Genomic DNA, 26,645 nt, shown 5'->3' with positions numbered 1-26,645 from the left:
GTGCCTCGGCTTCAGGCAACCTATTGCGGTATTCAATGAATTACGCAAGGCAGCCTAATTTAGCGAGTGGTGCACTTCGGAGTTGAATTCGCGCTAACTCTTTCGGCGAGCTTTGCCTAGGCAGGCAAACATGGGGTTGGTTCGCGCCTTCCCAACAACCTTTGCAGGCTAACATCGGCACTCTGGAATATCACTAAAAATAAAACCTTTAAAATCATAGCTTTGAGAAGTGCTTAAATCGCGATTTTAAGGGGGTAAATCGACATTTTGAGAGTCTTTAACTGGGTTCCATGCTCAAGGCGTAGTGAAAAATAATTCAAGCCCTTTACGGGCTGCTGACGTGGCTTGCTGGATGCGAGGACTTTACTTTCGAATGGTTTTGTTAAAAAAAGCATAAATACAATGAGTTAATAAGCATTGAAACTTGGGTTTGTATATTGAGCCGCCTTTGACAACACTTAAGCAGGGCGCGAGTAAGCCTTCGTGACCTTCTCTTTTGTCGAGAGTGGCTTGCACAACCATTGGCGTTCAAGGCATAGGGCTGAAGACTTGCAGAGGTCCTTCCTATAGATACAGTTGTCCTGGGGGATAGTTATGCGCTTACTTTTTCCGCTATTGCTCTATTGTTGCAGTGTGCAGGCGGCTGTGGATCTGAGCCAGCTCAGGTATCTCACCGAAGAATACCCTCCTTACAATTTCAGTGCGGAACAGGGGCAGGTTTCCGGATTCACAATCGATATTTTGCATCTTGTTTGGCGGGAGATGGCGGTTGAGCCGCAACCCATAGAGATATTGCCATGGGCCAGAGGCTACTACCTGTTGGCAAGCCGCGATAACGTGGTGTTGTTTTCAACGGCTCGCACAGATGCCAGGGCTCCCCTGTTTCAATGGGCCTGCAGTCTGGGCACTCTGGAGTTAAATCTGTATGCGTTCAAACAGACGGCGCCGAGATTAACCCGCCTGGATGACGCCAAGCGGCTAGTGGTGGTGGCAGTCAGAGAAGATGTGGGTGAGCAGTTGCTGTTGAGTCATGGCTTCAATCCCGCCTTGCTGGTGCGTACCAGCAGCCTGGAGCAGGCGATTCGGGTGCTCAGTAGTGGCCGCGCCGATTTACTGTCCAGCAACCGATTAACCTTGGTGAGCACCCTTAAACAGCAAGGCTATGAACCGAACATGATGGCACCTTTGCTTGAGGTCAGTCATAAGCCTTTGTGTTTTGCATTCAGTGCCGGTATCCCTGCACAACTGGTGAGTGACTTTCAGGCTGTGCTCAACCGTGTTTTGAGCTCGGAAGAGGGGCGGCGTCTGCGGCAAAAGTACTTTGATGAAGCAACCTTACTCAGCGTACCCTGAAGCGGGAATGTGAGTTGTCTTGAGGATCCCCCCTGAGCCTTGAGGTAGACTGCAGCTCCGTATTTACAACGGAGTTATTATGCAAGTTGTCAGCTTTACCGCCATAGGCCATGCCGAAACCCAGTACACAGAACTGGCCAATATGCCGATTCAGGGCAGCAAGGTCGCCGATAATCAAGGGGTTTTGGTGATCCATCCCGACTATGCCGAAGGGTTGGCCGACCTCGATGGTTTTTCCCATGTTTATGTGCTATTTCATCTGCATCAATGCAAGCAGGGAGCACTCAAGGTTAAACCTTTTCTCGATAATCAATTGCGCGGTGTATTTGCGACCCGCTCACCCAAGCGTCCCAACCCCATAGGCCTATCGATTTTGGAGATTGACCGTTTAGAGGGCAACCGTATCCATGTTAAGGGGATCGATATGCTCAATGGCACCCCCATCATAGATATCAAACCTTATATTCAGGCATTTGATTGCGTGCGAAATACCCGTGATGGTTGGTATGAACAGGGCAAAGATCCGTTGCAAACTCTTTCCGACGACAGATTTGCCTGACACAGAAACCGTTCTTATTTCATCACCGGAGCAGCATATCCCGGTTGCTCTGGTTTCCTCGCGCCTGGCCACGCCGACATTCTCGCCGCTGTGATCTGAGCTTTTTATCCGTTTAGTCGGTTTTGACTATGGTGTAAATTTTTTCCCTCTTATTGATTCATATCACTTTGTTGGCGTTTTAACTTGTTTCCAATGGCTGGAATCGTCAAAATCCACCCTCCCGCCAAGGGATCTTAAGGATGCTCTGGCGGCCGCCTCGACTGTATTGACTGTGCTTATCATCGCGGTCGAATTGAATTTAAGCGAGCCCTGGATGGGCCCAGGCCTTAAGGCCATCGAAAAGGATTGTTTTGAAAACTGCTATTGTCGTTCAGTTTCCCATTAGGCTGCTGGTTAATCTAGGCCAAACGCTTCCTTCCCCTTTATTTGCTCTGCATACGCACCTGGCAAGCCCCCTTAGCCATGCCAAGTTGTTTTTATGTTTGATGGGTGCTTTGGGGCTATTTCATCATGCCACTTCGATTTGCGGACGCGGCTATCTCTTTACTGTTAACAACAGGAGTCTCAGATGACAGCGGCCAAATGGATTTTACATTCCCCGAAGCAGGCCGGTGCCCCGCAGTTGCAGCTGTTGACGCCGCTGGCTGATGGCCGTCAGCAATTGCTTTGGCAGTATGAGTTGCCCCAGGCCGAGGATGAAGTGGTGCTGAGCGCCTTCTACAGCGACAGCGAATTTGTGGTCGCCACCTGCTCCGGGCAGATCTATGCCGGTGATATCGAAACCGGGCCTCGGCTGATGGTCAATCTGCCAAATGTCGGCATCTATGGTCATGGTTGGCTGGATAAAGACAGAGGCGAGTTCTGGTATGTGGCCGAGCAGCCAAGAGGGGATGATGAATATCCCTGTCTTCTGGGCTGGTCGCTGGCCGACTGGCGGCTGATTAAGGATATCTGCTTGCCTCAATATCTGGATAATCGCCGCCTTGGCAGCACCATGGTGCGGCGCCGTGACGGTTGTTTTTTATTCTATGAGCGTAAATGCGGCTCTCTGGCGCAGCGGGAGCATGGCTTCTGGTGCACCAATGTGGTCGACGGCCAGAGCCAATTTCACCGGATTGAGGGCAAACCGCTGCTTAAAGCTCGCCGTTACCCGAGCATACATCTTTGCCCTGAGCGGCAGTTGGCCTTATTGCCGGTTTCTGAGTGTCTGTTGGATGAGAGCGGTGACAGTCCTCGCATCGCTCTGCAGTTGCAACTGGTAGCACTCGAATCTCTTGATGTGCTTTGGCAACAGCCGGTGCTTTGGTTTGACAGCCATGATGGCTTGTTGGAACCGGATGAGTTTTCCACTTTGCTTGAGTCGCTCAGGAGCGGCGAAGATGCCTGTGATGAAGAGGAGCTGACTGACGCGCTCGAAAGCCTGTTTGACGGGCTGAGCGGTATCCGCCTTTGCCGGGATGAAGCCGCTTTTTGGCTGAGTTGGCGCAGTGGCGAGCTGATGAAGGGCTATCTGGCGCCAGAGGAACACTTCCGCCTCAAGGCGTTGTCGCCGCGCTATCGTGCCAACGAATGCCCACTCCCCGGCGATGAAGCCAATCCCTTTGCCCTGGTAGCCTTTGACCACTATGACTATCAATTGACCTCTGCATCAGCCAATCGTTTGCTGCTGGTGGGGTTCGAGATATATGCACTGGATACCAGCACTGTCAGGCCCATGTTGCCTGGGGACGCCGAGTGCCAGAGTTTGCCCTGTTATTTCTGGCCTAAACCTGAGTTGGTGATGAGTGAGCAGCAGAGCCTGGCCCATGGTGAGGCGGGACTCAATCTTATTGAGGCCGATTATCTGGAGCTGGGGGAGTGTTTGCTGGCCAGCGCCAAAGAGATGGTCAGCCGTCTGGCCGACTTACCAAACAGCGTCAAGGGTGAGCGCCTGGAGTGGCGTTTTAGCGACAGACATGGCCGTGAATGGACCGAGGCGCAGTTTGTGGCCGCGCTGATAGCTGTGCCGGGCGGCGCCGAGCTGTTGGCCGAAGCCGTTGAGAAGCTGCTGGCCTATCCCGATGCGGCAAGTCTGCGCAGCGGCGCCGACAAGCCGGCCTTGTCGGACACAGTGCTGGCGCTGGCCGGTGATGATATAGCTTATCTGCCTTTGTTGGCCCGTTACTTCAATATGCTGGCTGATGGTCCAGGTGCCGCTTTCCATCAACAGCACTCAGTGCCGCTTATTCAACGGCGTCACGGCCAGGGGCTGCTCAAGAGCCGCCAATATCGCCGTTTTGTCCAGGATTTGTCCTGGCCGATTTCCCCCGCCTGATTGCAAATCACAGGAATAACTTCATGAATGCCAATGTAAGAACCAATATCCGCCTGCAACAGGCCAAGCTGTTTTTTATCGGCCCTGAGCTTATTCAGGTTATCCAGAGCGCTGATGGGGCCGACACCCTGTTGTGGCAATGTGAGTTGCCGGGAACCGAGGATGGCGAGCTGGCCTTGTTGCAATGGCTGGATGACACTCGCTTCCTGGCCTTGGGCCAAAATGGACTGCTTTTTGTCTGCGATTATCAGGCGCGCAGTTGTGAGCGGGTGCTGGATTTGCAAATCACCGGAACCCCCGGGGCCTGGCTTGATAGCCACAACCAGACCCTGTGGGTGGTCGGGCGGGTGGGCATCGCTGCGCGCCGCGGCCACAGCTTGCTCAAGGTCGATCTCGCGGCCATGGAGCCGGTGCAGCATTGGCCTGTGAGTGCCGAAATCGAACCTGAGTCACTGATTCTGACCCGGGATGGACGCGTGGCCTTTTATGGTCGCAATGAGCATGGCGGTTATCGCTTCCGCTTTCAGCAACTGGTGTATTTTGACCCGTCAAACGAAACCTGGTCCGAACAGCCTCTGCCGGGGAAACCGGCTCCAGTGCAGGTTTCAACGCAGGATTATTGGTTCCAGAACCGTGCCAACGGCCTTATCACTACCCTGGCCGCCGATGGCGTGAGCCGTCATCAGGCCGAGGGCGAGCCTGTGCGTTACGAAGCCAGGTTGCAGCTGATAGATATGAACCTCGGCCGCCAAATCGATGCCGGGGTGCGCTTGCTGGCCATGGCCGATATCTGTGATGAATATGATGCCGAAACGGTTCAGGAGGCGCTGGAGCGGATTGCCGCCGGAGAGATATCCCATCAGGATAACGACGAGTGGCAGCAACTGCTCAACAGCCTGACTTGCAGCTATTTTTGCGAGCAGGAGCAAGTCTTCTGGCTGGGCTGGAAAGGGGGTGTGGTGCAAAAGGTGTCGCCGAAGGGCGAGAGGCTTTCCCCTCTGTACCAACTGGGCAGCCAAGATGCGGCGGGGCAGTGGCGGCCCTTGAGCCACTATGGTGATGATCTGGTCATGATCAAGGGGGTTAACCAAGGGCAACTCTGGTTGGCATTCGGTGATCTCGATGAGCCCAGTCACTACTCGGTCGACATCGACTCCCAAGCTGCTGTGCCCCAGAGCCTGTTGGCTGGCGAACAGCAAAAGTGCCCGCTCAATTGCTGCAGCTATCAACCCAAGCCGCTGCAAATTCCCAGCCAACTGCAGGCCGAGCCTTGCCCCAGTGGCAGGGTGACTCTCTATTGTGACGATCTGACATCGGATCAAGGTAGGCTGCAACTCTTGCAGCAACTACTGGCGGTGCTGCCTAAATTGGAGCAGAGCCTGGGGGAGGCGTGCGGAGCGCCCTTAGCCTCAGTAACAACCAGAGTCCCAGTAGCAACCAGAGCCGGCTGGCTTGGCCGCTTGAAACAGAAAATAACCCATAGTGCGGTTACTGAGCCTGGCAGGCTCTGGTTTGCCTTTGTCGATGGTTTGGGGAATCGGCACAGTGAATACGACTTCTTCCACTATGCCGTGCGTCTGGAGCAGGGGCCTGAGTTGATAGCGGCCATCCTGGCGGCATACTGCCGTCTGGCCCAGGCCAGGTGTTTGCTGGGAGCCAAGGGGCGGCCAGTGCTGGCCGAGGCTGCCTTGGCGCTCAGCCAGCACTGGCAGGCACTGCCGCAACTCGCGGACTATTTCAATGTTCTCAGCGCCTTGCCCGTGCATCCATTTCATATCAATCGCACCTTGAAAGTGATCTTTGCCGAACATCAGGACTCGCAACAGTTGGCGGCTTTCCTGGCGGCGGTCCCAAGCCCCTATAACGACCCGGAGTTTAAGCTGGCCGAGAAAGGCGACTATGACGACGAATAATTCGATAACGACGATAACTGGCAGTCGCTGGTATTTTTGAGCAAAGGATAAAGAAATATGTCATTCACAAGTTCGCCGGTTGGCGACGGTAAACTCATCTATATCGATGCGGACAATGGCTGCCCTTGCCTGTATCTCTATGAAGCGGCAGATACGGGCTCGGGTTATCGGCTCATCTGGAGCACAGACTTTCCCATGGCTGAGGGCACTATGCAGGTCAGTGGCTGTTTCCATGGGGTGCCGGGGCGTGAGCAGAGCTGCGTTATCTGGGATCAGCAGGGCTGTATCTACTTGGTGGATCTGGCGCGTCGGCAACAGGAGTTTTTGGCTCATACCGGGATGGAATATCTCAAAGTTGCGGTATTGAGTGATGGCCGAACCCTGGCATCACTGGGCGAAAATGACCGGCGCTGCTGTTACGATTTAATGCTCTGGCACTGGCTGGAGGGCAGGGAACTCTCGCCCTCGGCAGCCATGCAGCTGAATGATGAGGTGGATAATCAGGGCAGCCCTTGGGCCGAGGTCGATGCGACCGGACTGCCGGACAGCATAGGGCTGAGTTTTACCGATCGCCTCTATGCCGGGCCGGATAACAGTTTGATCCTGCATTGTCACCGCAGTAGGCGCCGTCGGTCCCAGGCCTGGCAGTTTTTGCTGCGGCTGGACCCTATGGCTGTCGTCGGCAATGATCTTGTGGGTAGTAACCCCGTAGGTAGTGACCCCGTCGGTAGTAGCATTAACCAAGTTCAATGGCAGGGCCGTTATTCCGAGCTCTTGCAGGTGGCGGCCATGCCTCTGCCCAATCCGCCGGGGAATGAAGCGCTCTGGGGGTGTGCCCTGGCGCTGGACAGTGAGCGCGGTGAGCTTACCCTGCCGGCCATGGAGTTGAGCCGGGTAGCCGATGCTGAAACAGAGGCGCTGGCGTATCAGTTGCAGCGCATCGACTTGCGCCTTGGCCGCGAGATAGGCCGTTTTTGCGTGCGTCAATATACCCGCGAGCAACTGGCCGATGACGCCGACATGCTGTTGGCCCCGGCCGATGTCGACAATCTCGACTGGCAAGAGGCGCAGGGGCGTTTCTGGTTACAGCTGGATGATATTGCCTACTGCGATGACGAAGCGGCGCTTTGGCTTGGCTGGCATGGCGGCGCGACCCGCAAGGTTTCTCTGGATGGGCTGTGGCGCTCACCCCTGTATCTCCCGGATGGCGAAGATGACTTATACGACGAGGAGGGCATGAAACTCCTCGGCAAGGGAGCCTTGCTGACCGACTGGCATTATCTGTGGCGCGTCAATCCCAACGTCAATCCCAATCCCACTCTAGAGCTGGTCAGCCAAATGAACCAAGCGCCCGCCGCCATGGAGGCGAGCTTTGCTGTGCAATTACAGCAGACAGAATGGAGCAGCTTCCATGCCCAGGCCCAGGTGCAGGATACAGTTCCCCCTTTGCTCGGTTTTTCGCGAATCGAAGTCAGGGATCTGCAGTCAGCGAGTGCGAGGCTTGAGGCCTTGGACAAGCTGGTGCTGCGGGCATTGACAGATTTTGAATCCCTCAAGTCGGGTAAAGACTTGCGCCTCGGTTTTTATGATGCCGACGAAAGCTGGGATGAGGCGCGCTTCTTTGAGGCTGTGGCCCTCCAATTGGAAGGCCGGAACTATATGGCGCGTCTGCTGGGGCTATTCATTGCCAATGAGCGGCTCCATTACTGTTACAGCGATCCACACTCCAGCAAGCCGGCACTGGCCGACTGTGCGTTGCAATTGGGATTGGCCGGCAGCCAATATCTGCCGCTGGTGGCCCAATACCTCAACTGTATCGATGTCGATCATGAGCTGTTTTTCCAACAGGATGGCAATCTGGATACCTTGCTCGGCAAGTATGCCGATACCCCTGATGGCGAGGCCTTTAACCGCCGCTTGCCATATGAAATGAGCCGTCAGGATGAAGACGATTATCAATAAAATGATGATTAACTAAAGGTAATCATCATAAATAACAAAGGGTTGTTTTGTGATTGATATTTTGGATTTTGCCCTCTATTCAGAGAGATACGCCCAGGGGGGCGAATTGGGCCCCAGGTTGCTGAAAGTAAAGTCTGATATAGGTGGCCCGGTTCTTCATCTATTGCAGATGCGTCCGTTCGATGACGGCGGCACCGAACTGCTTTGGGCTGCCGAGTTGAGTTCATCCAGTTCTGACTGGCAAGCATTTCGAGGAGGATGAGCAATGGGATTGAGACAATCGTCCAACAGCATGGCTAAGGTGATTAGCGATCTCTTTGTTCAGCCAGAGTTTGGCGGGGCGGAACAAGCCCGCGACCGGAGTCGCTATTTTATTGCGCTGCTGCCCATGCTGGCTATCCAGTATCAGTGGCAACTGGTGTACATGTTCTCACCTTCACTGCTGCTGGCAATTCGAGAGGTCGACTTCTTTATTTTACTGTTGGCTATCTTGGCAACTGGGCTGCAACTCAGTATAGGTGCAGGGTTGCTGGCAGCGCATGTCGCTATTGGGCGACGGGCGTTCGGGTATTGGTGCGGTGTGCCGCTGGCATTGGTGAATATCCTGTTCGGCTTCTCCTACCCAACGCTACTGAGCATGCTTCAGTTTGACAAGACTATGCCTTGGCTTGGCTTGATGTTTGCCTTGGGCTGCGCTGTTGTTTGGCTGGTAGTGCAGTTACTGATCTACCTGTTTCGGCCTCCCTTGGTAAAAGTTGAACCTGAACACCCTTTGCTGGCTCATCGTAAGGGGTGCGCCCCCGATCGTCAGACGCCGGCGTTGGCTTTCTTTCGCAGCAGCATGATACTGGGGCTTTGCAATGGATTGTTTCTCGGATGGCTGACCTTTATGGTGCAAACTTCCGGTTCCCCTGCTTTTGCGTTGCGGTCTTTGCTGCGGCTTGAAGGGCAGGGGACAGGAACGCTCATCATGTTTTGGTTACTGCCCAGCCTCTATTTCGGCTACAGGGTTCTCAGTCGCAGGGCTCGTAATCTGGGGTGGTCAGTCGCTAAGACGGTATGTTTGATGTTGTTTATTACTCTACTGTTATTACCCGGGAGCGGTGTGGTTTTCGGTCTGGCCCTGTCCTTTATGGACTCCTACGCCAGTTACATCCTTATCAGCATCTCACTGATGCTGCTTTGGGGAGCTATGCTCTCGACTTCACTGCTGAATATGATGCTGCTTTGGCTGGTGCCAAAGGACCCAAGAAGCAGTCGTGAAACCCAGGCGGCCTGGATGAAGCTGAAGCAGTAGCGAAGCGGCAGACTGACAGCCAGATTCTGCCGGTTGTTGGTACTTTGTCTGTATGGGCCCCTGTGACTGTGGGCCCCTTTGCTTGTTGAGTCTCTTGGCTTTATCACTCTCCTTGCTTTTATGAATGGCACCTCCCAGACCGGGGTAAACTTGCAATCACGCACATAAATCCTTATGGTCTTAAGCGTTTTATCGTATTTACTGAAATAGTCAGCAATTCATACAAGCTGGACACAAATATCTCATCACGTAACAATCCTATTGATTTACGTCACTTTTTGTACGTTTTCCGGATAAAGATAATCGACTGGATGGCGACTTGTGCCTATTTTATCCGGCATGGGCCTCTGCCTGTGGCCCCAGCTCCCGAACGGAGACAAACAGAAGAGCAAAAGCATGAAAAAACACTTCGAACTCATAGATAAAGCCACTTTCTTTGGTGCTCTGGGCCTGCTGCTTGTAGTTGTGATCCCGCTGGCGCTGTTTCCGGTTGAAGGTGCCGAATGGATCGCCGTTGCCAAGGCGTTTATGACGGATAAATTGGGTTTTGCCTACCTGTCGCTCGGGTTGGCGGCATTCTTCTTTATGATTTACATCATCTTTTCTGACATCGGCCAGATTAAGCTTGGCGATGCCGATGAAAAGCCGGAATTTGCCACAGCTTCCTGGGCAGCGATGCTGTTTTGCGGCGGTATAGGCGCCAGTATCCTCTATTGGGGCACAATTGAATGGGCCTATTACTATCAGCATCCACCATTTCAACTTCAAGCCGGCAGTGAAGAAGCGGTGCGCTGGGCCGCCACTTATGGCCTCTTCCACTGGGGGCCTATCGCCTGGAGCATCTATTTGATCCCTGCCATCCCCATTGCTTACTTCTTTTATGTTCGCAGACAGCCTGTGCTCAAGGTATCGGCGGCCTTGATGCCCGTCATAGGGGAAGGCCGCAGTCACGGCAAGCTCGGCAAGTTTATCGATATATTGTTTATTTTCGGCTTGCTCGGCGGGGCGGCTACCACTCTGGGGTTGGCGGCGCCGCTGATCAACGAAGGCCTGAGTTACTTGTTTGAGCTGCCATCGACCACGGGTAGCCAGATTGGGGTTTTGCTTCTGTGTACTGCACTGTTTGCCTATTCCTCCTATAAGGGGATGGATGAAGGCATTAAGGTGCTGAGTAATATCAACTTCTGGGGCGCGCTGGCGCTGCTGGCATTTATTCTGTTTGCCGGCCCTACTATTTTCATGTTGGAAACCGGCCTGGACTCTCTGGGACGTATGTTGAACAACTTCTTTATCATGGCCACCTGGGCCGAGCCTTTCGGTGGTTTGGGGACTTTTGAGAATACCCATTTTCCTCAGGACTGGACCATCTTCTATTGGGCCTGGTGGTTGGTGTTTGCCCCCAGCATGGGCTTGTTTGTGGCGCGGATCTCCCGCGGCCGAACCATCAAACAGATGGTGGCCGGTTCAATTTTCTTCGGCTCTCTGGGCTGTGCCATGTACTTTATGATCTTGGGTAATTTCGGCCTGTCGTTGCAGTTGTCGGGGGAGCTGGATGTGGTGGGTATCCTCAATGAACACGGGGCGACCAGGGCGATTTTTGCGATATTGGAGCAGTTGCCGTTCAGCTATCTGGTCATCGCCGTCTTTACGCTCTTGTGTATCATCTTTACCGCCACCACCTTTGATTCCATCTCTTATATTCTGGCGTCCGTGGTGCAAAACAATGTGACCGAGGAGCCACTGCGCTGGAACCGCCTATTTTGGGCCTTTACTCTGTCTTTTATGCCTTCGGTACTGATGTTTATGGGTGGGCTCGCCACCTTGCAGACGGCGGCTATCGTCGGTGGTCTGCCGCTCTTGGTGATCGCCGTGATGCTGATGATGTCCGGGGTCAAGGCGGCCATGTTGGACTTGAGTCATCAGGATGGTTACGAGGATCCCGTGATTAATATTTCGGATCTGCCAGAGGTTGACCCCTGGAGCCGCGAAGGCCAGGCGCTGGCCAAGTTTGAACAATTGCGAGACAGCGCCATTGAGGCCGCTGATGCCGAGCGTGAAGCCCTGGACGCTATCTGGGAGCTGAAAAAACAGCTGCGTCGTGAAGCCTTGAGCCGCAGTGAATCGCACCTGGAATTGGGGGATGCGCCCGATGAGTCACTTGCCGAGCTGCAGCGCCTCACAGATGAAGCCATGACGGCAAAGGAGCGTAAACTGCAAGCCTCGGAGCAAGCCCAGTCTGCCCGCATTACCTTCAATGAGCTGATGCGGCAGAAACAGGAAGAGGAAGCATTGCAGGCGCAGGAAGAAGCCAAGGCGCAGATTATTGAACGCCTCAATGGCCGCGACTCGTAACGTTATGGCCCGGTTTGCCGCCCGGGCCTAAAACGGCTAAAATTTTTGTCGCATCAATCGATTGAATATAGGACGTTATACATGAATGGAGCGGGAGGGAGTTCCGGCGGCATTGGTCAGTTTTTTATTGGCCTTATCATGATGTGTGGTGGCGGTTATATGCTGCTCAACGCCATTCGGGTATCCAGCAACTTTGGTCTGGGCACCCGCTTGTATGGTGTCCCCGCATTTGGCAGCCAGTGGGGGATCACCGGCGGTATGATCTTGGTGCCCTTTATTCTGGGGGTTGGGATGATTTTCTATAACGGCAAGAATATTCTTGGCTGGTTATTGGCGATTGGCTCAATCACAGCGATGATCTTTGGGGTGATCTCTACCATTCACTTTAGCCTGCGCAGCATGAGCAGTTTTGATCTCTTGGTGATCCTTGTATTGCTGACAGGTGGCATAGGTTTGTTCCTGCGCTCACTCAAAGGCAGCTGAAACTGTCTCAAAAAGGCGTTACTGCGTTGACCGGCAACGCCTTTTTAATCTTAAAACAACTTATTCAGCATGCGCCTGACGACGCTCGACTCGTCTTGCTTGAATGGCTCAGTGTTTTCTTTGGTGAGGAAATTATGCTTGGCGATGATTTCCAGCAGGCGTTTGCGCTCATCGGCGGTCAACTGCCCGGACATATCCGGCAGTCGCTGCTGGCTGGCCAAGTGGATAATGAAAGACTCAGGTTGCCGCCCTTCGTGCATGGCAAAATACACAGTGGCTTGTGGCGTCACACCTATCCTATCCAACCAGAGTAGCGCCCAGAATTCCTTGGCGGCTTCAAGTTGCAGGCTCACATCGACATCGCCTATGCTTGAGTGCCCAAGCGCTTCATCCTGCCAACGCTCGGCCATATTCAGATGGCCTTCGGCAACCAAATGGTTGACATAGGCTTCCCTGACACTAGGACAGCCCAACCAGTGCAGCCCTCGCTTCCCAAGACCGCTGAGAAACAGTGCCAGCCGCTCTCCCATCTCGGTTGGCAACAGCCAGACAAAGTCTGCCACGCCAACTTTGCCGCGATAATCGCTGTAGGGATCCCAACCTTGTAGAACCGGCAGTTTCAAGGCTTGTGGTGTCAGGTTTTCCAGGCCTTCGCCGCTTTGCAAATAGGCCTGTAACTTGTCATAGACAGCCTTCGCCGCTGCCGGTTTGAGTTTCTGCTCCAGGCCGCGTTGCAGGCTGAGGTTAAATAGCTCAAAGGCTTGCTGCGGCAAGGGGCGCTCCGGGAAACAGGCCTTGAGATCGGCAATAAACCCCAGCATGGCAGTTTCATCGCAATAGCCGAGGGCATCCAACAGCTTTTGTTGAGCCAGCCAATGGCTGCGGCCTATCATGCTGTTATCTTCTGGATCGCCTTCGGCAAAGCTTGCCAATCGCTCCAGGTATCGTTGCCAGAAGCGCTCGTTGGCCGGCGCATAGCGTGCGATGCGCCTGTCTTGCAGCAAAGTATGGGCATCCAGCTGCGCCTCGCTGACTCCCAGTGTCAGCAGCTTTTGATGCAGGCTCTGCTCTGTCTGCGGATCATCTATGGCGGCATATCCCTCATAGTTTGCATAAAACTGACTGATGCGGCTGATAAGCACCATAGGCGCCAGTTTCAAAAGCAGTTGCCAGTGGCGCTGGGCCAGGATCTGCAGTTCGGTGTGAGCCTCTGGCAGTTGGCTATTTAACAGGAAAAACAGGCTGAGCAGGCCGCGCTGGAAACCATCGTCCGGGAAAAACAACCAGTAGGCCGCTTGACGCTGGCTTATCTGGCTTCCGCGTTTTCCCCCATCCTTGCCAAGTAGCGATTCGGCAACGGCGGCCATAGTGTCAGCATCCTGCTGCTCCTTGGCCTCAGTGAGCCAGGCCTTGAGTGTCAAATGCTGCGGATTATCGTTGTTGAAGCGGCCACCATGCCGATTGAAGACACGCATATAGGCAGTGAGGAAATGCTGCTCCAGCCAGCCAAGCAGAGCCTGGGTTTCTGCCGCTGTGCATTCGGGGCGGCCGAGCCGATAGGCGGCATAGGCAACGCCTCCCAGGTGGGTCGGCAACTTGTCCAGTGCCGCCTGCAGACGATCGGCAATGGCTGTATCCAACTGTGCGAAGTCACTTTGCTTGCAGGTATGGCTAAGCAGGAAAAAAGGCAGCGCTTCCAAGCTGGGTAGTTGGCAGTCGCCTTGAGTTTGCCCGGGGCTCTTGCCACTTTCCTGCTCTGCCTGGGCACTGCCGGTATCTGTCTTATCCTGCTGCCAGGGGGCGAACCTGTCGTCCATCAGCCAGGCTTCGGCAACCTGTGCCTTGGGCTCAACGCCGAGCGCATCCTGCAGCGCCAGCGCCTCATCTTCCACCCTATGCCCCAAGATCAATTGCTGCTTGACCTGATCCCGCCACAGCTCAGTGTCTTCAAGTTCCGCTTCTACCGGCCAGTCGTCCAGGCTGTAGAAGAATTCCAGTATTGGCTGGGTTTCTTCCAGCGTTTGTTCATCGGCATAGGCCAGCAGCGGGGTTTGCTTTAGACGTTTGAGCAGCTGCGCCTTAAACCAGGCGTAATCGTCAGCATGTTCGGTAAAGTGTTCCAGCAGGCTGGGGTTGACTGGATCACCCTCGGCGGTTTGGAAAAAACAGCGGCGGCTCTGTTCGCCATCACAGTGCAGATAGGCGTGGATCAGTTCGCGGCGCCAGCCGAACTCCTCTACCAGTTTGCCCAGCAGTTCCACGGGTGTATAGCCGCTGTCCAAATCCCAGTAAGGCACTAAAAAGGTGGCCAGATAATGACTCAGTTCGGGATATTGCCTGGCCAGCATGTAGAGGGCTTCCACCCCGAAGACGTTGTAGTCATCGAGAAAGAGATCGCTAAAGTCGTTACGACTGCGGGAGAAGGCCACCATGGCCTCGGCTGTTGCCTTGATCTCGTCCAATAGCTCGGGGAAGTTCAGCGCTGCGGCAAACAGCACGGCTTCAGTGCAATATTTAAAGGTGTGGTGCGCTCGAGCGGCGCTGAGTGCATGCACCAGCAAGTTGCGGTTGCCGCCGGCATCGTCATTGCTGAGTGGCTGCTGTTGCTCGTTGACAAACTCGATATTGAACCGCAGGGAGCCTTCAAGACGAAAGGCGCTGCCATCGTGCAGGTGTTGCCGGTATTGCTGCAGCGCCTGGGCGATGCTGGCGGGATCTTGTGGCTTGAGGCTAATGCTGAGGGTTTTGTCGAACTGGGGCATATTGCTTCCTTGATATTAAATTCCGGTCGTTGCCTGTAAGGCACTTCCTGTTAAACAACCGGCGATCGCGCCGTGAGCCAGGGCGTGGCAGTTATCCTGTTATTACTCGTTTATTGGGTTATTCCCAACTGCTGTTTTATCAATGTCTTCCTTAAGAGCCTGCTATTAAGAGCCTTGCGCCAAATCTTTGGCCAGTTGCCGGACCGCGGCAGACTCGTCTTGCAGGAAGGCGCTGAAAAGCTCGGCGTCAGCCCCGGCTTGCGCCAGCAACTTCAGCAGGCGTACACGTTCGTCTATGGTCAAGAGCTGCGAGGTCTCCGGCAGTCGGCCCTCATCGGCCAAATGTTTGAGGAAGGGTGCCGGGGCGCGGCCTTGGCTTACGGCGAAATAGGCAGTGCTCTGCGGCGCTACGCCTATGCTGTCGAGCCAGCCAAGGGCCCAGTTTTCCTTGGTACTCTGAAAGGCTAACCCTGTGTCATAGTCGCTGTGACGCTTGTGTCCTACGCTGTGATCTTCCCAGCGCTGCGCCATTGAGAGACTACCCTCGGCAATGAGGTGGTTGACATAGGCCGTCTCCACACTCGGCCGGTGAAGCCAATACAGGCTTTGGGTTCCAAGGCCTGCGAGAAATAGGGCCAAACCTCGCCCTTGCGCTTCGGGCAATAGCCAGACAAAGTCGCTAAGCTCAGCCGCATCGGCGGGGGCGTCCGAGCGGCAAGGCGCCCAGTCCTGCAACTCGGCCGTGGCTTGGGGCGTCAAGGGTTCAAGCCCTTCGCCCGATTCCAGATAAGCCTTGAGTTGATGGCAGAGGTTTTGCGCCTGCTCTTCGGTAAATGATTTGCTGAAGCTTTGCCGCAGGCAAAGATCAAACAGTTCGAAAAACGCCTGCGGCAAGGGAGTCTCGGGGAAGTTGGCCTTGAGATGGCCAAAAAAGCTCAGCCTCGGCAGCTCGCGGCTAGAATCCAGCGCTTGCAACAACTGCTGCTGTTGCTGCCAGAGGCGGTCTATCATGCTGTTATCCTCTGGGTCGGCTTCGGCAAACCGGCTAAGCCTGGTGATATAACCTTGCCAGAAGCGTTTATCGGCCGGGCGATAGGCAGCCACCTGTTGTGCTGTCAGCAGGGTATGAGCATCAAGCTGCGCCTCGCTGACACCCAGCTTGAGCAGGTTTTGCCGCAATTCGGCCTCGAGATGCTCATCGTCAATGGCCGGATAGAAGGCGTAGTCAGCCCAGCAATAATAAATTTTTTCAATCAGTTGCAGCGGATCCAGCGTCAGCCATAGCTGCCAATGCCTTTGTGCCAGGGTTTTCAATGCCTGCCACTGCGGCGCTTCGAGCTCCGGGGCGCAGAGCAGGAAATACAGCGCCAACAAGCCGTTTTGGAATCCTTTATTGCCATTGGACCACAAGAGTGCAATACGCTTTCCGTCCTTACTGGTATAGAGTATCTCAGAGGCAATTTGAGCCATCTTGGCAACATCGCCCTCGGTGTCTATATCCGTGAGCCAGCTCTTGAGAAGGCGATGTTCACGCCTTTTCTTTTGGTACTCTCCGCCCTCATAGAAGATATGATGCTGAAACTGTAACGGCAGCTGCTGCGCCAGCCAGTGAAGCAGCGCCGCGGCCTCGTCGGCCTTGTCGGCTTCCGGGCTTAAGCTGTGGGGCGAGTTCAGGCGGCTCAGGCGATAGGCGGCATAGGCGCAGGCGCCAAGGCTCTTGGGCAGTTCTGCCAGCGCGCAAAGCATCGCCTCTCCCACTTCGGCATCCAGCTCTTCCAGCTCGCCAATCCTGAGATAGTCTTCCGGCTCTTCCAGGTCATAAAATAGCTCGGCATAGTCAGAGCCCGGCTCGTTATCATACTGATCCCAGTCATAGTCTTCTGCCAGAGCCTGCTCTTCCCCGGTTTGCCATAGACAATGACGGTCGTCTTCCCGCCAGGCCTCTGCCACTATTACCAGAGGTTGGCTCTGCTCGCTCAGCTGCGCCAGCAAGGAAAGTGCTTCATCCTCTACCCGGCGACCCAAGATCAATTGCTGCTTGACCCGATCCCGCCACAGTTCAATGTCGTCAATGTCAGCCTCTACCGGCCAGTCGCCCAGACTGTAGAAGAACTCCAGTACCGGCTGGGTTTGTTCAAGCGGTTGTTCATTGGCATAGGCCAGCAGTGGCGTTTGTTCGAGACGTTTAAGCAGCTGCGCCTTAAACCAGGGGTAATCGTCCGGATGCCCGGCAAAATGTTCCAGTAGGCTGAGGTTGACTGAATTACCCTCTGTGGTCTGGAAAAAGCAGCGGCGATTCTGTTCGCCGTCGCAGTGCAGATAGGCGTGGATCAGTTCGCGGCGCCAGCCGAACTCCTCCACCAGTTTGCCCAGCAGTAACACAGGTTGGTAGAAGCTTTCCAAGTTCCAGTAAGGTACCAGAAAGGCGGCCAGATAATGGCTCAGCTCGGGATATTGCCTGGCCAGCATGTAGAGGGCTTCCACCCCGAAGACGTTGTAGTCATCGATAAAGAGATCGCTGGAGTCATTGCGGCGGCGGGAGAAGGCCACCATGGCCTCGGCTGTGGCCTTGAGCTCGTCCAATAGCTCGGGAAAGTTCAGCGCTGCGGCAAAGAGTACCGGTTCGGTGTAAAAGCTGAGTCTGTGATCCCGGCGGGCAGTATCGAGGGCGTGTTCCAACAAAGGGCGGTTGGCACCTGCATCGTCACGGTTAAGCGGCCGCAGCTTCTGATTGACGAACTCAATATTGAATAGCAAGGAGCCATTGAGCCGAAAGGCGCTGCCGTCGTTCAGGTGTTGCCGGTATTGCTGCAGTGCCAGGGCGATGCTGGAGGGATCTTGTGGCTTGAGGCTGACGCTGAGGGTCTTGTCGAACTGAGACATACTACTTCCTTGAAACTTGAGTCCTGCCCGGGCACAGCTAATCAGTGGAACTTGCAGCTGCAGCCTAGGGCCCGGCTAGTCTAACGACTGAGACCTTGAGGGTAAACGCCTTATCCACCGCGGTGGCATTTTTGTGAGGCTCGCAGTTTGCAACCTGTTTGCTGTGGCGTAGCGCTCACTTTCCACAGTCGCGGGGTTTAGGTTGTTTGTTAGGGATTGCCCTTCACAGAGCAACTGGCTAGGGTTAAGGCCTTTTTGTACAGGAGTTGGTTTTCCCACCGGCGGAGCCTGTCATGGCTTGGGTGAAGTCGTCTCGATGGGACAGCCCAAGTCAATCAGGTGGGGTGTGGGAAAATAAATACGGCATTGGTTCAATCAAACTCCTGTCACGGAACGGTATAAATAAAAATAAGGAAGCAGCAGTATGGCGCCAAGAGTTTGTTCCAGTGCACTGGAAGCGGTATCCCTGATAGGGAATGATGAATTTATCTGGACCCACTCTATGGGGGCTACGCCCAGAGTCTTGCTGGAGGCGCTGGCACAGCATGCCATGACGCGGCAGAACCTGACCTTGCTGCAACTGCATACCGAGGAAGCCGAGGCCTTGAGTGTGCCCGAGCTCAAGGGCCATCTGCGCCATCGCTGTTTCTTTGGCGGCGCCCCGACCCGCGCCCTGCTGGCCAGTGGCGAGGCGGATTATGTGCCTGTCTTTTTATCCGAGGTGCCCAAGCTGTTTCGCTCCGGCGAGCAACCCATAGATACGGCACTGGTACAGGTGTCACCGCCGGACAGCCATGGCAACTGTTCACTGGGGATCAGTGTCGAAGCCAGCCGCGCCGCTTGTGATGTGGCCGGCCGGATCATAGCCCATATCAACCCGCAAATGCCGCGCACCCATGGCGACAGCTTTGTACCCTATGACCGCTTTGCCGCCGTGTATGAACAGAGTTCGCCGCTGCCCGAACACCCCATGGCCGGAGCCGATGCCATCAGCCAGGCTATCGGCAAGCATGTGGCCTCTCTGGTTGAAGACGGCGATTGTCTGCAGATGGGCATAGGTGCCATTCCGGATGCCGTTTTGGGGCAGTTGGCAGACAGACGAAACTTAGGGATCCACACCGAGCTGTTTTCCGACGGCATTCTGGCGCTTTATCGCTCCGGGGCGATTAACAACAGCCGCAAGAAGGTGCATCCGGGGAAGTTGGTCACCGGCTTTGCGCTTGGCAGCCGCGCCCTCTATGACTTTGTCGATGACAACCCCGAAGTACTGTTTCTGGATATAGAGCAGGTTAATGACACCTCGGTTATCCGCCGCAACCCGCAGGTAATGGCCATCAACTCGGCGCTGCAAGTGGATATTTCCGGCCAGGTGTGCGCTGACTCCATAGGTACCCGAATCTATTCCGGGGTAGGCGGGCAGATGGACTTTATTCGCGGCGCCGGTCTCTCTCCCGGCGGGCGCTCGGTTATCGCCCTGCCGAGCACGGCCGCCAACGGCGCGGTTTCCCGTATCGCGCCTGTGCTGAGCCCAGGTGCCGGGGTGGTGACTACCCGGGCCCATGTGCACTATATTGCCACCGAATATGGTTGTGCCAACCTCAGGGGCCGCAGTATCCGCGAGCGGGCCAGAGCCTTAATCGACATAGCGCATCCGGATTTTCGTGAATCCCTGTGCCGGGAGACATTCGAGCTCTGGGGTTTGAGTATTTGAGTTAACGCTCATTAGGTAAAACTTAACACTGTTATCATGGTGTTAACTTTGTATACCGGGTAAGATGCGGTCAATCTCTTATCGCGGTAGGTTCCATGAGCGACAGCAGCTTCTTTTTGGGTGATTGGCAGGTCGATCCCGGCAGCAATAGTTTGCGGCTGGGAAAGCGCCTGCGGCAGTTGGAACCCAAAGCCATGGATGTGCTGCTGTATCTGTGTCGTCGCAGCGGCGAGGTTGTCAGCAGCGATGAGCTGCTGGATGCCTGTTGGCCCGGCAGCGACACGGGCGATAACCCGCTGCACAAGACCATCAATCAGCTGCGTCGGGCGCTGGACGACAAGGCCGGCGATCCTTCTTTCATCGAAACTATCCGCAAACGCGGCTATCGAGTTGTAGCCGATGTCCGTTTCCCCATCGGCCACGAAGCCAGTGCGCCGTCGCTGGCCTGGAGCCAGGGCTCACCATTTCCCGGGTTAAAACCCTTCAGCGCCGATTATGCCGGGGTGTTTTTCGGCCGCAGCGAACAGATCAACGCCTTACTGGAACGCATAGCCAGGCAGATTAAACATGGCCGCGGTTTTTGCTTGCTGCTTGGCCCCAGTGGCAGCGGTAAGTCATCGCTGATTAACGCAGGCATTTTGCCCAATCTGGCTTCGCCTCAGGGCTTTCACGGCATAGGCCTGGCCTGCTATTCGATACTGGATCTGGCCGATGTCGCCGAAGATCAACTGCTGCTGGAGTTGGCCGCCGCCATGCTCGACTGGGAACTGGACGATGCGCCGGTATTGGCAGGCTACAGCGCCGAAACGCTGGCTCACGCCCTGGAGCAGGATATCGACAGCCTCTGCGCCCAACTCTGCCGGGCGCTGCCGTCCCAAAATTGGCAGAAGCCCAGGTTCGGCCTGTTTGTCGACCGTCTGGAAGTGCTGCTGTCTTCGCCGCGCTTCTCGGCCGCCGCCCGTGAGCAGGGGCTGGCGCTGCTCGACACTCTGGCGCGTTCCGGAGCCGTATTGCTGCTCAGCGCCTGTCGCAATGAATTCTACCCTCAGGTGGTTGCCAGCCCCAGCTTGATGGCGGGCAAGGGCAATGGCGCCCATTTCGATCTCTTGCCGCCCAGCCGTCAGGAACTGTTGCAGATGATACGTTTGCCGGCCGCAGCCGCAGGCCTGAACTGGGAATTTGACCCTGAATCGGCACTGGGCTTGGATGAGCTGCTGTGCCGTGAGGCCGCCAGTAACCCGGATGCCCTGCCCATGTTGCAGTATATGCTGCAGGCCCTGTATCTGCAGCGCAGTGACGACAACCAGTTGCAACTGGCGGTTTATCACCGTCTGGGGGGGCTGGCCGGAGCCATAGGCCAGGCCGCCGAAGATGCCATCGCCTCCTTGTCTAGCTCGCAAAGGGCGGCCCTGCCGCGGGTGCTGTCGCTGCTGGTGACCCTCAGGGAAGATGAGCAGTCGGTCACCAGTCGCAGCGCCAGATATTCCGAATTGGCCACGGATGCCGAGCGCGCTTTGGTTCAGGCCTTGGTCGATAGTCGGCTGTTTGTCTCCCATCTGGAGGACAGCGAACCCGGTTTCAGCATAGCCCATGAAGCCTTGCTCAGACGTTGGTCCAGGGCCAGAGACTGGATAGATAGCCACAGGGAAGGGCTGGCGGCCAAGGCCAGGCTGTTCCATCAGGCCAGGCGCTGGCAGCAACAGCAGTGCAGCCGCGATTTTCTGCTGCCCCAGGGCAAGCCGCTGACCGAAGCGCTGGCGCTGAAAAACGATCCCCTGCTTGAGCTGGATCCTGTCAGCGAAAGCTATGTTGCCGCCTCCAGCGCCAGAGGGCAGCGCCAGCGGCGCCTCAAGGGCGCGACCTTCATGCTTTTATGCCTCTTGACCCTCATCTCGGTATTCATGAGTTATCGCAGCGTTGAAGCCGAGCAGCAGGCGCAGGCCAAGCGCCTGGCGGCAGAAGACTTGCTGGGCTTTATGGTGGGCGACTTTGCCGACAAGCTGCGCAGCATAGGCCGGATGGATCTGCTCGATGGTGTCAGCAACAAGGCGCTGGATTATTTTCGCGAGGCCGACAGCAGCCTGAGTGAGGCGGCGTTGTTTCGCCATGGCCAGACACTGGAAGCCATGGGTGAGGTGGCCTATTCCCGTGGCCGGGTGGATGAAGCGGAAAAGGCGCTGCTGGCTGCCAGAGACAAACTCTTGCCACTGCTGTCCGGCAGTACAGATCAGCTGGAGCTGTTAAAGACTCTTGGCGCCAATGCTTTCTGGCTTGGGCAACTCAAGTATGACCAGAGCGATTGGCAGGGCACCCGCCCCTGGCTTGAGGCTTATCTGCAACACAGTCAGGCCATGTACCGACTGGCGCCGGACAACAGCGAAGCGTTGATGGAACTCTCCTACGCCCATAACTCTCTGGGGTCATTGTCGATGACGCTGCAGGAGTTCAGCAAGGCGCGCCAGGGCTTTGAGGAATCGCTGCGGCTCAAGCTGATCGCGCTGGCAGAGTCGCCGGATGACCCTCAGCTCTTGGCCGATGTCGCCGATACCCGCTCCTGGCTTGCCAGTGCCGCCAGCGCTGAAGGGGATATTCAAGTAGCCATCGCCATTCATAGGCAGATAGCCGAAGAGTTAAAACGGCATGCTCAGAGAGAACCCTATCAGCTATATAGATTATCCGGGAATCTGGAGATCTTGGCTCAGTTATACAGAGCGGTGCAGCAACCCGAACTGGCCAGAGATAGCGCAATGGAAGCCAGTCGGGCTATTGCTGCCGCACTTGAGGCCGACCCGGAAAATGAGCGCTGGCGAATGCAGCAATCTTTTGTTGAGGTGTTACTGGTTAGCTTGCTACCGACATCAACAGAAAAAACGGCCATGCTAAATACTTTGAGTGGGCATCTGGCCAGTAAGCCGTCAAGCGAAACCTCGACTAAGCAGCTTAAATTGGAGGCTCGTTTTTGGTTGGCTGCTGCCAATGAGCGGCTCGAACAAGGTGATTATCAGCAAGCTCAGAAGCTTGCTTTGTTGGCAGAAGCGTTTTTTACAACATTAGGACAGAAAACGGTTTTGGGCACTGTAGATATGGGAGCCCTGGCCGAGGCTGGGCTTGTAATCGCCTATAGTGTGTCCATGTTAAATAACGATATAAGCTTTGCCTATACTCACTGCCAGAAAGTCAGCCGAAGTCTGCAACCATGGGTCACTGTGAATAGTGATGCCCGTATACTCGCGCCTTATGCTATGGCTTTGGATTGCATTGATGACCAACAGGAACTATTGAAAATGAAGGCTAAATTTGAGCCACTTGGTTATCGTTTTCGTCAATTTAAATACCCCCTCAAAAACTAACCTAAAACAAGGATGAAGCTATGTCTGTACCCGTAAAAAATATCATTGTCACTATTACATTGGATGATAACCGCGTGCCTCAGTTTGCCTATGAGCCGGACGGCCCAGTAGTGGTAGATAAGCCCAACACTCATATTATCTATAAGCTACAGGACAAGACAGATATGGATTTGGCCTTTGTTGGCGCCTCCTTCGATACCCCCTTCGACGGCATTATCGATGCGGTCAAGACCGAGGCGCCGGATATGCTGATACTGATGGATACCAATTCTGTGGTAGGCAAGACAGGCTTTAGGCTGATCCTCAGTAACAGCAACAATACTCTATTGGTTTCCAGCCAGGATCCTCAAATAGTGAATACTGGCAATAACTGAGTTAGTTTTATTGTCAAGTACTTAAATCTGGCTTGATTGCATTCATCTGGGTGGCTTCTGTACCTGAGCCACTCAATCAGTTTTTCTTCTCCACATAAGGCATGTAGATCTAATTGACATGGAGTCGTTATGCGTATTGCTTTGATGGTCAGCGCGCTGCTGGCAAGCTTTCCCCTGGCACTGAGTGCCGCTACTCAGGCCGAGATCGATCTGGCGATGGCACCGGTAAAGAGTGACGCCGAGTTGCAACTCTTGCTGGCCTAGCCTTCGCCGTTGGAGCCCTTGGGGCAGTCTTTATCCGCCTTTATCAATAGCTTGGTGTTTGATAAGTAGGGGCTTTGCATCTGGATCGCCGGCTGTTGCAACAACCACTGAGTGCTTCGGAAGTCTATCGGATCCTGGCGCTGTTTGACTGGCCGTCACGGATGGCCGAGTTTGACCAGGCGGCGCAGCTGAGCCAAACCGACAACCTATTGTTGAAACCGCGTTTACCTTACTGTGATGTCAGTGAGCCCGTGGTGCTGAGTGTTACTCTGGATAGCGCCCGGCAGGCGAGCTTTCACTATTCACAGCAGGGCGTGGAGTGCAGCGGTGATGTGGTGGTCAGTGAACCCGCAGTGATCACCTATCAGCTGTTGAACCTGGAAGATTCTCCGGCCGGGCTGAAATTTGTCGGTGCCGCCTTCACCAATCCCTTCGATGGTCATATCGTTCGGGTCGAGGTCAGCGCCGATGGCCTGACGCTGCAACTGTATGACTCTATGCGTAATACAGGCACGGGCAAGTATCAATTCCTGTTCAGCAGTGAGGAATCGCCGCTCCTGTTGCCCAGTCCGGATCCACAAGTTATCAATAAAGATATAAAGTAGTTATTCCCCCCCCGATTTGCCGATCGGGGGATTCTTTCCCGCCCGAAAGCTCCTATGCTTGCCAATCATTGCCGTATTTTTGTGGTTGGACGCCTTTCCCGCCTACAGAAGGTTGGAATTATTAACGATATTTTTCAATAAATTACATCGTAAGCTTATCAGAAGGTTAGCCTTGTACGTACGCGCTAGAGTTATCCCTGTCGAAATTGAACAACCCGCAGGTCGGGAGGGAGAACAGCATGGCAAGCCCCTACAACAATGAAGCTGGTTTTAGTCAGTGTGAGTGTGACAGCGAGGCTCTGGCGACCCTGATTGAGTGCATGCAGCAACCTATGGTGCTGGCCGATGGTGAGGGTAAAGTGTTGGCGGTGAACTCTCCGGCGGCCGAGTTGCTGGGTGATCAGAGCGAAACCTTTACCGGTGAATTTTGGCATACCTGGTTGGCGGCGCCTTACCGTAGCCGCTATGCCAGCATGTTCAGCAGCCAATACGGTCGTCAGGTACCGCTGCAACATGGTCCCTGGGAGGTATTGCTCAGACGTGTCGATGGGGTCGAGCTGCCGGTGAATCTGTCGCTTTCCTTTATTCAGGGCTTGCTGCCGCTGTTTGTGATTGGTTTGCATGATCTCAGCGGTCACAGGGATGAGATTAAACGCCTGTCCACCCTGGCGGCGACCGACTATTTGACCGGACTGGCCAATCGCCGCACTTTTACCGAGACACTGGAGCGCCAGTGGCAGCAGTGCGTCGATAAGCACAAGCCCATCAGCACCTTGATCATAGATGCCGACCATTTCAAACAGTTCAACGATCAGCATGGTCACCTGATGGGGGATGAATGCCTGAAATTGATGGCCAAGACCATAGCTGCCGCGTTGCCTTCGCCCCAGTGTCTGGCGGCACGTTTTGGCGGTGAGGAGTTCGCCCTGGTGTTGCCCGGATTCAACAGCGCCATGGCCTGGGTGGTGGCCGAGCAAATAGCCGAGGCCATTCGTAGCCTGGACTTCGTCAAATTGGGGCTGAGCCGTGAGGTTTGTGTCAGTGTCAGCCAGGGGATTGCCACTGAGATCAATGGCCAGTACCGCACCGCCGAGGCCATGCTCAGCGCGGCGGACACAGCCCTGTACCGGGCCAAGAGCGATGGCCGCGACAGGATTAAGTTATCCGCCTGAGGAGGAGAGGATGAACTGGTATGTGATGACGCTGATGCCCAGCGCCCGGGAGCGGGCCGACTGGTTTGTCGATATTCAGCTGCGGCGCTACTGCCATTCGCCGAAAAAAGCCGCCCTGAGACTGTGGAAGGGCTATTGCACCGAGCCTTTGGTAAGACAGCTGCTGAGCGACTTACAACAGATAGCAGCGGCTGAGGGGCAACTCCCGGCGGAAGAGCTGCGCTATTTGCAGGCCTTGCTGGCCCACTTCGACTGGTTGGCGTGTCAGCAACAGATGCGTTTGAGTCTCTCCTGAGCCTCACTGTGAAAGTGATAGAGAGCATCCTGAGGCTTGTCCTGACGCCAAAGTGCCTTGTCATCCAGGCCCAGCAACAGGGCGCGCAGGATAATCCCTGTCAGGCCGTGCGACACAAGAATCACCCGCTCCGGGGTTGCTGGATCGGTCAGCCAATGTGCCAGCCGCTGTTGCACCTGGAGTAGTGTTTCTGCGCCCGGGCCCTGCAGATACCAGTCATTGCGCCCGGCAAGCTCGGGTCTGGCGGCGTGGATTTCGGCGACCCGGGTCTGTTCCCATTCACCTAAACCGCATTCAATCACCCTGGGCTCGGCGATAATGGCGCCGGGATCCCGGCAAAGTACCTCTGCCACCAGAGTCGCCGTTTCCATGGCCCTTCCCAGCGGGCTGGAAACCAGCTGAAATTCGTGTTCAGGATTTATTGCCGATTGCAGCCGTTGTTGCAAGACAACACCATAAGCTCTTGCCTGCGCCCTGCCGAGTTCGGTCAGCGGTGAGTTACAGTGTCCCTGCAGCTTACCGGCGGCATTAAATTCAGTTTGGCCGTGGCGTAGTATAAATATTTCCTTTGGCATGGCGGTCAATTCCCGATACTGCTTAAACGGTTGGCTGCGAAAGAGGGTACTCCCCGGCTGCGGAAGGAGCAAGTTGGGACTGAATACTAGTGACTCACTTGCCATAGGCTTCCTGGCCATCTGCATCGCAGGTGATGGGCTGCAGCTTAGCCAGCAGATAAACCCAAGGTCATTGGTTAGTTTTTGCCTGAAGCTATGATAGCCGCTGTGCCAGCGGCCTAAAGTCGTGGTGTAAGTGCATCCATGCACAAAGGCCAGTTCGCCATCCCTGGCTCTCGCTCGTAGCCGGTCGCTAGGCGACACTCGCCAAACCACACCGGGCAAGGGGCTTTGCTTGTCCAAAGCCCCTTGCATCCCCAAGGACACCCCGACGTAGCCGAAATCCCCGCTGGCTTATGAAACAAATTGGCTACACTCAGGA

Annotated in this window: 21 protein-coding genes; 16 read left to right on the top strand and 5 right to left on the bottom strand. The window is 55.2% G+C overall.

Going from position 1 to position 26,645, the window contains the following annotated elements:
- Window positions 1–594 precede the first annotated feature (594 nt).
- Window positions 595–1,353: a substrate-binding periplasmic protein gene (locus ACMHXE_RS03080; protein WP_412499927.1), complete on the top strand. Its 759-nt coding sequence runs from the start codon at window positions 595–597 to the stop codon at window positions 1,351–1,353.
- A 79-nt stretch (window positions 1,354–1,432) separates the two neighbouring features.
- On the top strand, window positions 1,433–1,912 hold the full coding sequence (tsaA, locus tag ACMHXE_RS03075) for a tRNA (N6-threonylcarbamoyladenosine(37)-N6)-methyltransferase TrmO (protein WP_412499926.1): 480 nt from the start codon (window positions 1,433–1,435) through the stop codon (window positions 1,910–1,912).
- Between the two features lie 589 nt (window positions 1,913–2,501).
- Here the strand turns inward: tsaA and ACMHXE_RS03070 are convergent.
- Together ACMHXE_RS03070 and ACMHXE_RS03065 are read right to left on the bottom strand one after the other, a co-directional pair.
- A complete protein-coding gene (locus ACMHXE_RS03070; RefSeq protein WP_413731357.1) occupies window positions 2,502–2,876 on the bottom strand; it encodes a hypothetical protein in 375 nt (124 codons plus the stop codon).
- Window positions 2,877–3,045: 169 nt separating this feature from the next.
- Complete coding sequence (locus tag ACMHXE_RS03065) at window positions 3,046–3,177, bottom strand: cytochrome c3 family protein (RefSeq protein WP_165564433.1); 132 nt, start codon at window positions 3,175–3,177, stop codon at window positions 3,046–3,048.
- Here ACMHXE_RS03065 and ACMHXE_RS03060 point away from each other — a divergent pair.
- The 7 genes from ACMHXE_RS03060 to ACMHXE_RS03030 all read left to right on the top strand — a co-directional run bounded on the left by ACMHXE_RS03060 (window position 3,162) and on the right by ACMHXE_RS03030 (window position 12,233).
- Complete coding sequence (locus ACMHXE_RS03060) at window positions 3,162–4,226, top strand: hypothetical protein (RefSeq protein WP_413731355.1); 1,065 nt, start codon at window positions 3,162–3,164, stop codon at window positions 4,224–4,226. The genes ACMHXE_RS03065 and ACMHXE_RS03060 overlap by 16 nt on opposite strands.
- Before the next feature lie 23 nt (window positions 4,227–4,249).
- Window positions 4,250–6,139, top strand: a complete 1,890-nt coding sequence (locus ACMHXE_RS03055; RefSeq protein WP_413731354.1) for a hypothetical protein — start codon at window positions 4,250–4,252, stop codon at window positions 6,137–6,139.
- Window positions 6,140–6,196: 57 nt separating this feature from the next.
- Complete coding sequence (locus ACMHXE_RS03050; RefSeq protein ID WP_413731352.1) at window positions 6,197–8,101, top strand: hypothetical protein; 1,905 nt, start codon at window positions 6,197–6,199, stop codon at window positions 8,099–8,101.
- Window positions 8,102–8,150: 49 nt separating this feature from the next.
- On the top strand, window positions 8,151–8,363 hold the full coding sequence (locus tag ACMHXE_RS03045) for a hypothetical protein (protein WP_413731350.1): 213 nt from the start codon (window positions 8,151–8,153) through the stop codon (window positions 8,361–8,363).
- A 3-nt stretch (window positions 8,364–8,366) separates the two neighbouring features.
- Window positions 8,367–9,398 (top strand): hypothetical protein, encoded by a 1,032-nt coding sequence (locus ACMHXE_RS03040; protein WP_413731348.1) that lies wholly within the window; start codon window positions 8,367–8,369, stop codon window positions 9,396–9,398.
- 396 nt (window positions 9,399–9,794) lie between these two features.
- Window positions 9,795–11,750, top strand: coding sequence for a BCCT family transporter (locus ACMHXE_RS03035; RefSeq protein ID WP_101056729.1), 1,956 nt, complete (start codon window positions 9,795–9,797; stop codon window positions 11,748–11,750).
- Window positions 11,751–11,831: 81 nt separating this feature from the next.
- Complete coding sequence (locus ACMHXE_RS03030) at window positions 11,832–12,233, top strand: hypothetical protein (protein WP_101056728.1); 402 nt, start codon at window positions 11,832–11,834, stop codon at window positions 12,231–12,233.
- Window positions 12,234–12,283: 50 nt separating this feature from the next.
- Here ACMHXE_RS03030 and ACMHXE_RS03025 read toward each other — a convergent pair whose 3' ends face one another.
- Both ACMHXE_RS03025 and ACMHXE_RS03020 read right to left on the bottom strand, forming a co-directional pair.
- Entirely contained in the window at window positions 12,284–14,995 is a 2,712-nt protein-coding gene (locus ACMHXE_RS03025; protein ID WP_413731346.1) for a hypothetical protein, read from the bottom strand.
- Between the two features lie 165 nt (window positions 14,996–15,160).
- Window positions 15,161–17,878, bottom strand: a complete 2,718-nt coding sequence (locus ACMHXE_RS03020; RefSeq protein WP_413731345.1) for a hypothetical protein — start codon at window positions 17,876–17,878, stop codon at window positions 15,161–15,163.
- Window positions 17,879–18,302: 424 nt separating this feature from the next.
- Between ACMHXE_RS03020 and ACMHXE_RS03015 the strand changes: the two genes are divergently transcribed.
- From ACMHXE_RS03015 to ACMHXE_RS02985, 7 genes are all read left to right on the top strand, one after another.
- Window positions 18,303–19,589 carry an acetyl-CoA hydrolase/transferase family protein gene (locus ACMHXE_RS03015; protein WP_039034996.1) on the top strand — a complete coding sequence of 429 codons (1,287 nt, stop codon included), beginning with the start codon at window positions 18,303–18,305 and terminating at the stop codon, window positions 19,587–19,589.
- Between the two features lie 95 nt (window positions 19,590–19,684).
- Complete coding sequence (locus ACMHXE_RS03010; RefSeq protein ID WP_413731343.1) at window positions 19,685–22,939, top strand: winged helix-turn-helix domain-containing protein; 3,255 nt, start codon at window positions 19,685–19,687, stop codon at window positions 22,937–22,939.
- Window positions 22,940–22,959: 20 nt separating this feature from the next.
- Window positions 22,960–23,313 carry a DP-EP family protein gene (locus ACMHXE_RS03005; RefSeq protein ID WP_101056723.1) on the top strand — a complete coding sequence of 118 codons (354 nt, stop codon included), beginning with the start codon at window positions 22,960–22,962 and terminating at the stop codon, window positions 23,311–23,313.
- A 129-nt stretch (window positions 23,314–23,442) separates the two neighbouring features.
- Window positions 23,443–23,577: a hypothetical protein gene (locus ACMHXE_RS03000; RefSeq protein WP_413731341.1), complete on the top strand. Its 135-nt coding sequence runs from the start codon at window positions 23,443–23,445 to the stop codon at window positions 23,575–23,577.
- A 74-nt stretch (window positions 23,578–23,651) separates the two neighbouring features.
- Window positions 23,652–24,182 (top strand): DP-EP family protein, encoded by a 531-nt coding sequence (locus tag ACMHXE_RS02995; protein ID WP_413731340.1) that lies wholly within the window; start codon window positions 23,652–23,654, stop codon window positions 24,180–24,182.
- Between the two features lie 239 nt (window positions 24,183–24,421).
- Window positions 24,422–25,354: a diguanylate cyclase gene (locus tag ACMHXE_RS02990; protein ID WP_413731338.1), complete on the top strand. Its 933-nt coding sequence runs from the start codon at window positions 24,422–24,424 to the stop codon at window positions 25,352–25,354.
- A gap of 10 nt (window positions 25,355–25,364) precedes the next feature.
- Window positions 25,365–25,649, top strand: coding sequence for a hypothetical protein (locus ACMHXE_RS02985; RefSeq protein WP_101056720.1), 285 nt, complete (start codon window positions 25,365–25,367; stop codon window positions 25,647–25,649).
- On the opposite strand, the gene ACMHXE_RS02980 is transcribed toward ACMHXE_RS02985, so the two are convergent.
- Window positions 25,619–26,224 carry a histidine phosphatase family protein gene (locus ACMHXE_RS02980; RefSeq protein ID WP_413731336.1) on the bottom strand — a complete coding sequence of 202 codons (606 nt, stop codon included), beginning with the start codon at window positions 26,222–26,224 and terminating at the stop codon, window positions 25,619–25,621. The two genes, ACMHXE_RS02985 and ACMHXE_RS02980, sit on opposite strands and share 31 nt — an antisense overlap.
- Window positions 26,225–26,645 lie beyond the last annotated feature (421 nt).

Source organism: Shewanella sp. BJSY2023SW007 (assembly GCF_047314525.1).
GTDB classification, from domain to species: Bacteria; Pseudomonadota; Gammaproteobacteria; order Enterobacterales; family Shewanellaceae; genus Shewanella; species Shewanella chilikensis.
The sequence above is the reverse complement of the archived record's forward strand: the minus strand, read 5'-3'. Positions and strand labels throughout refer to the sequence as shown.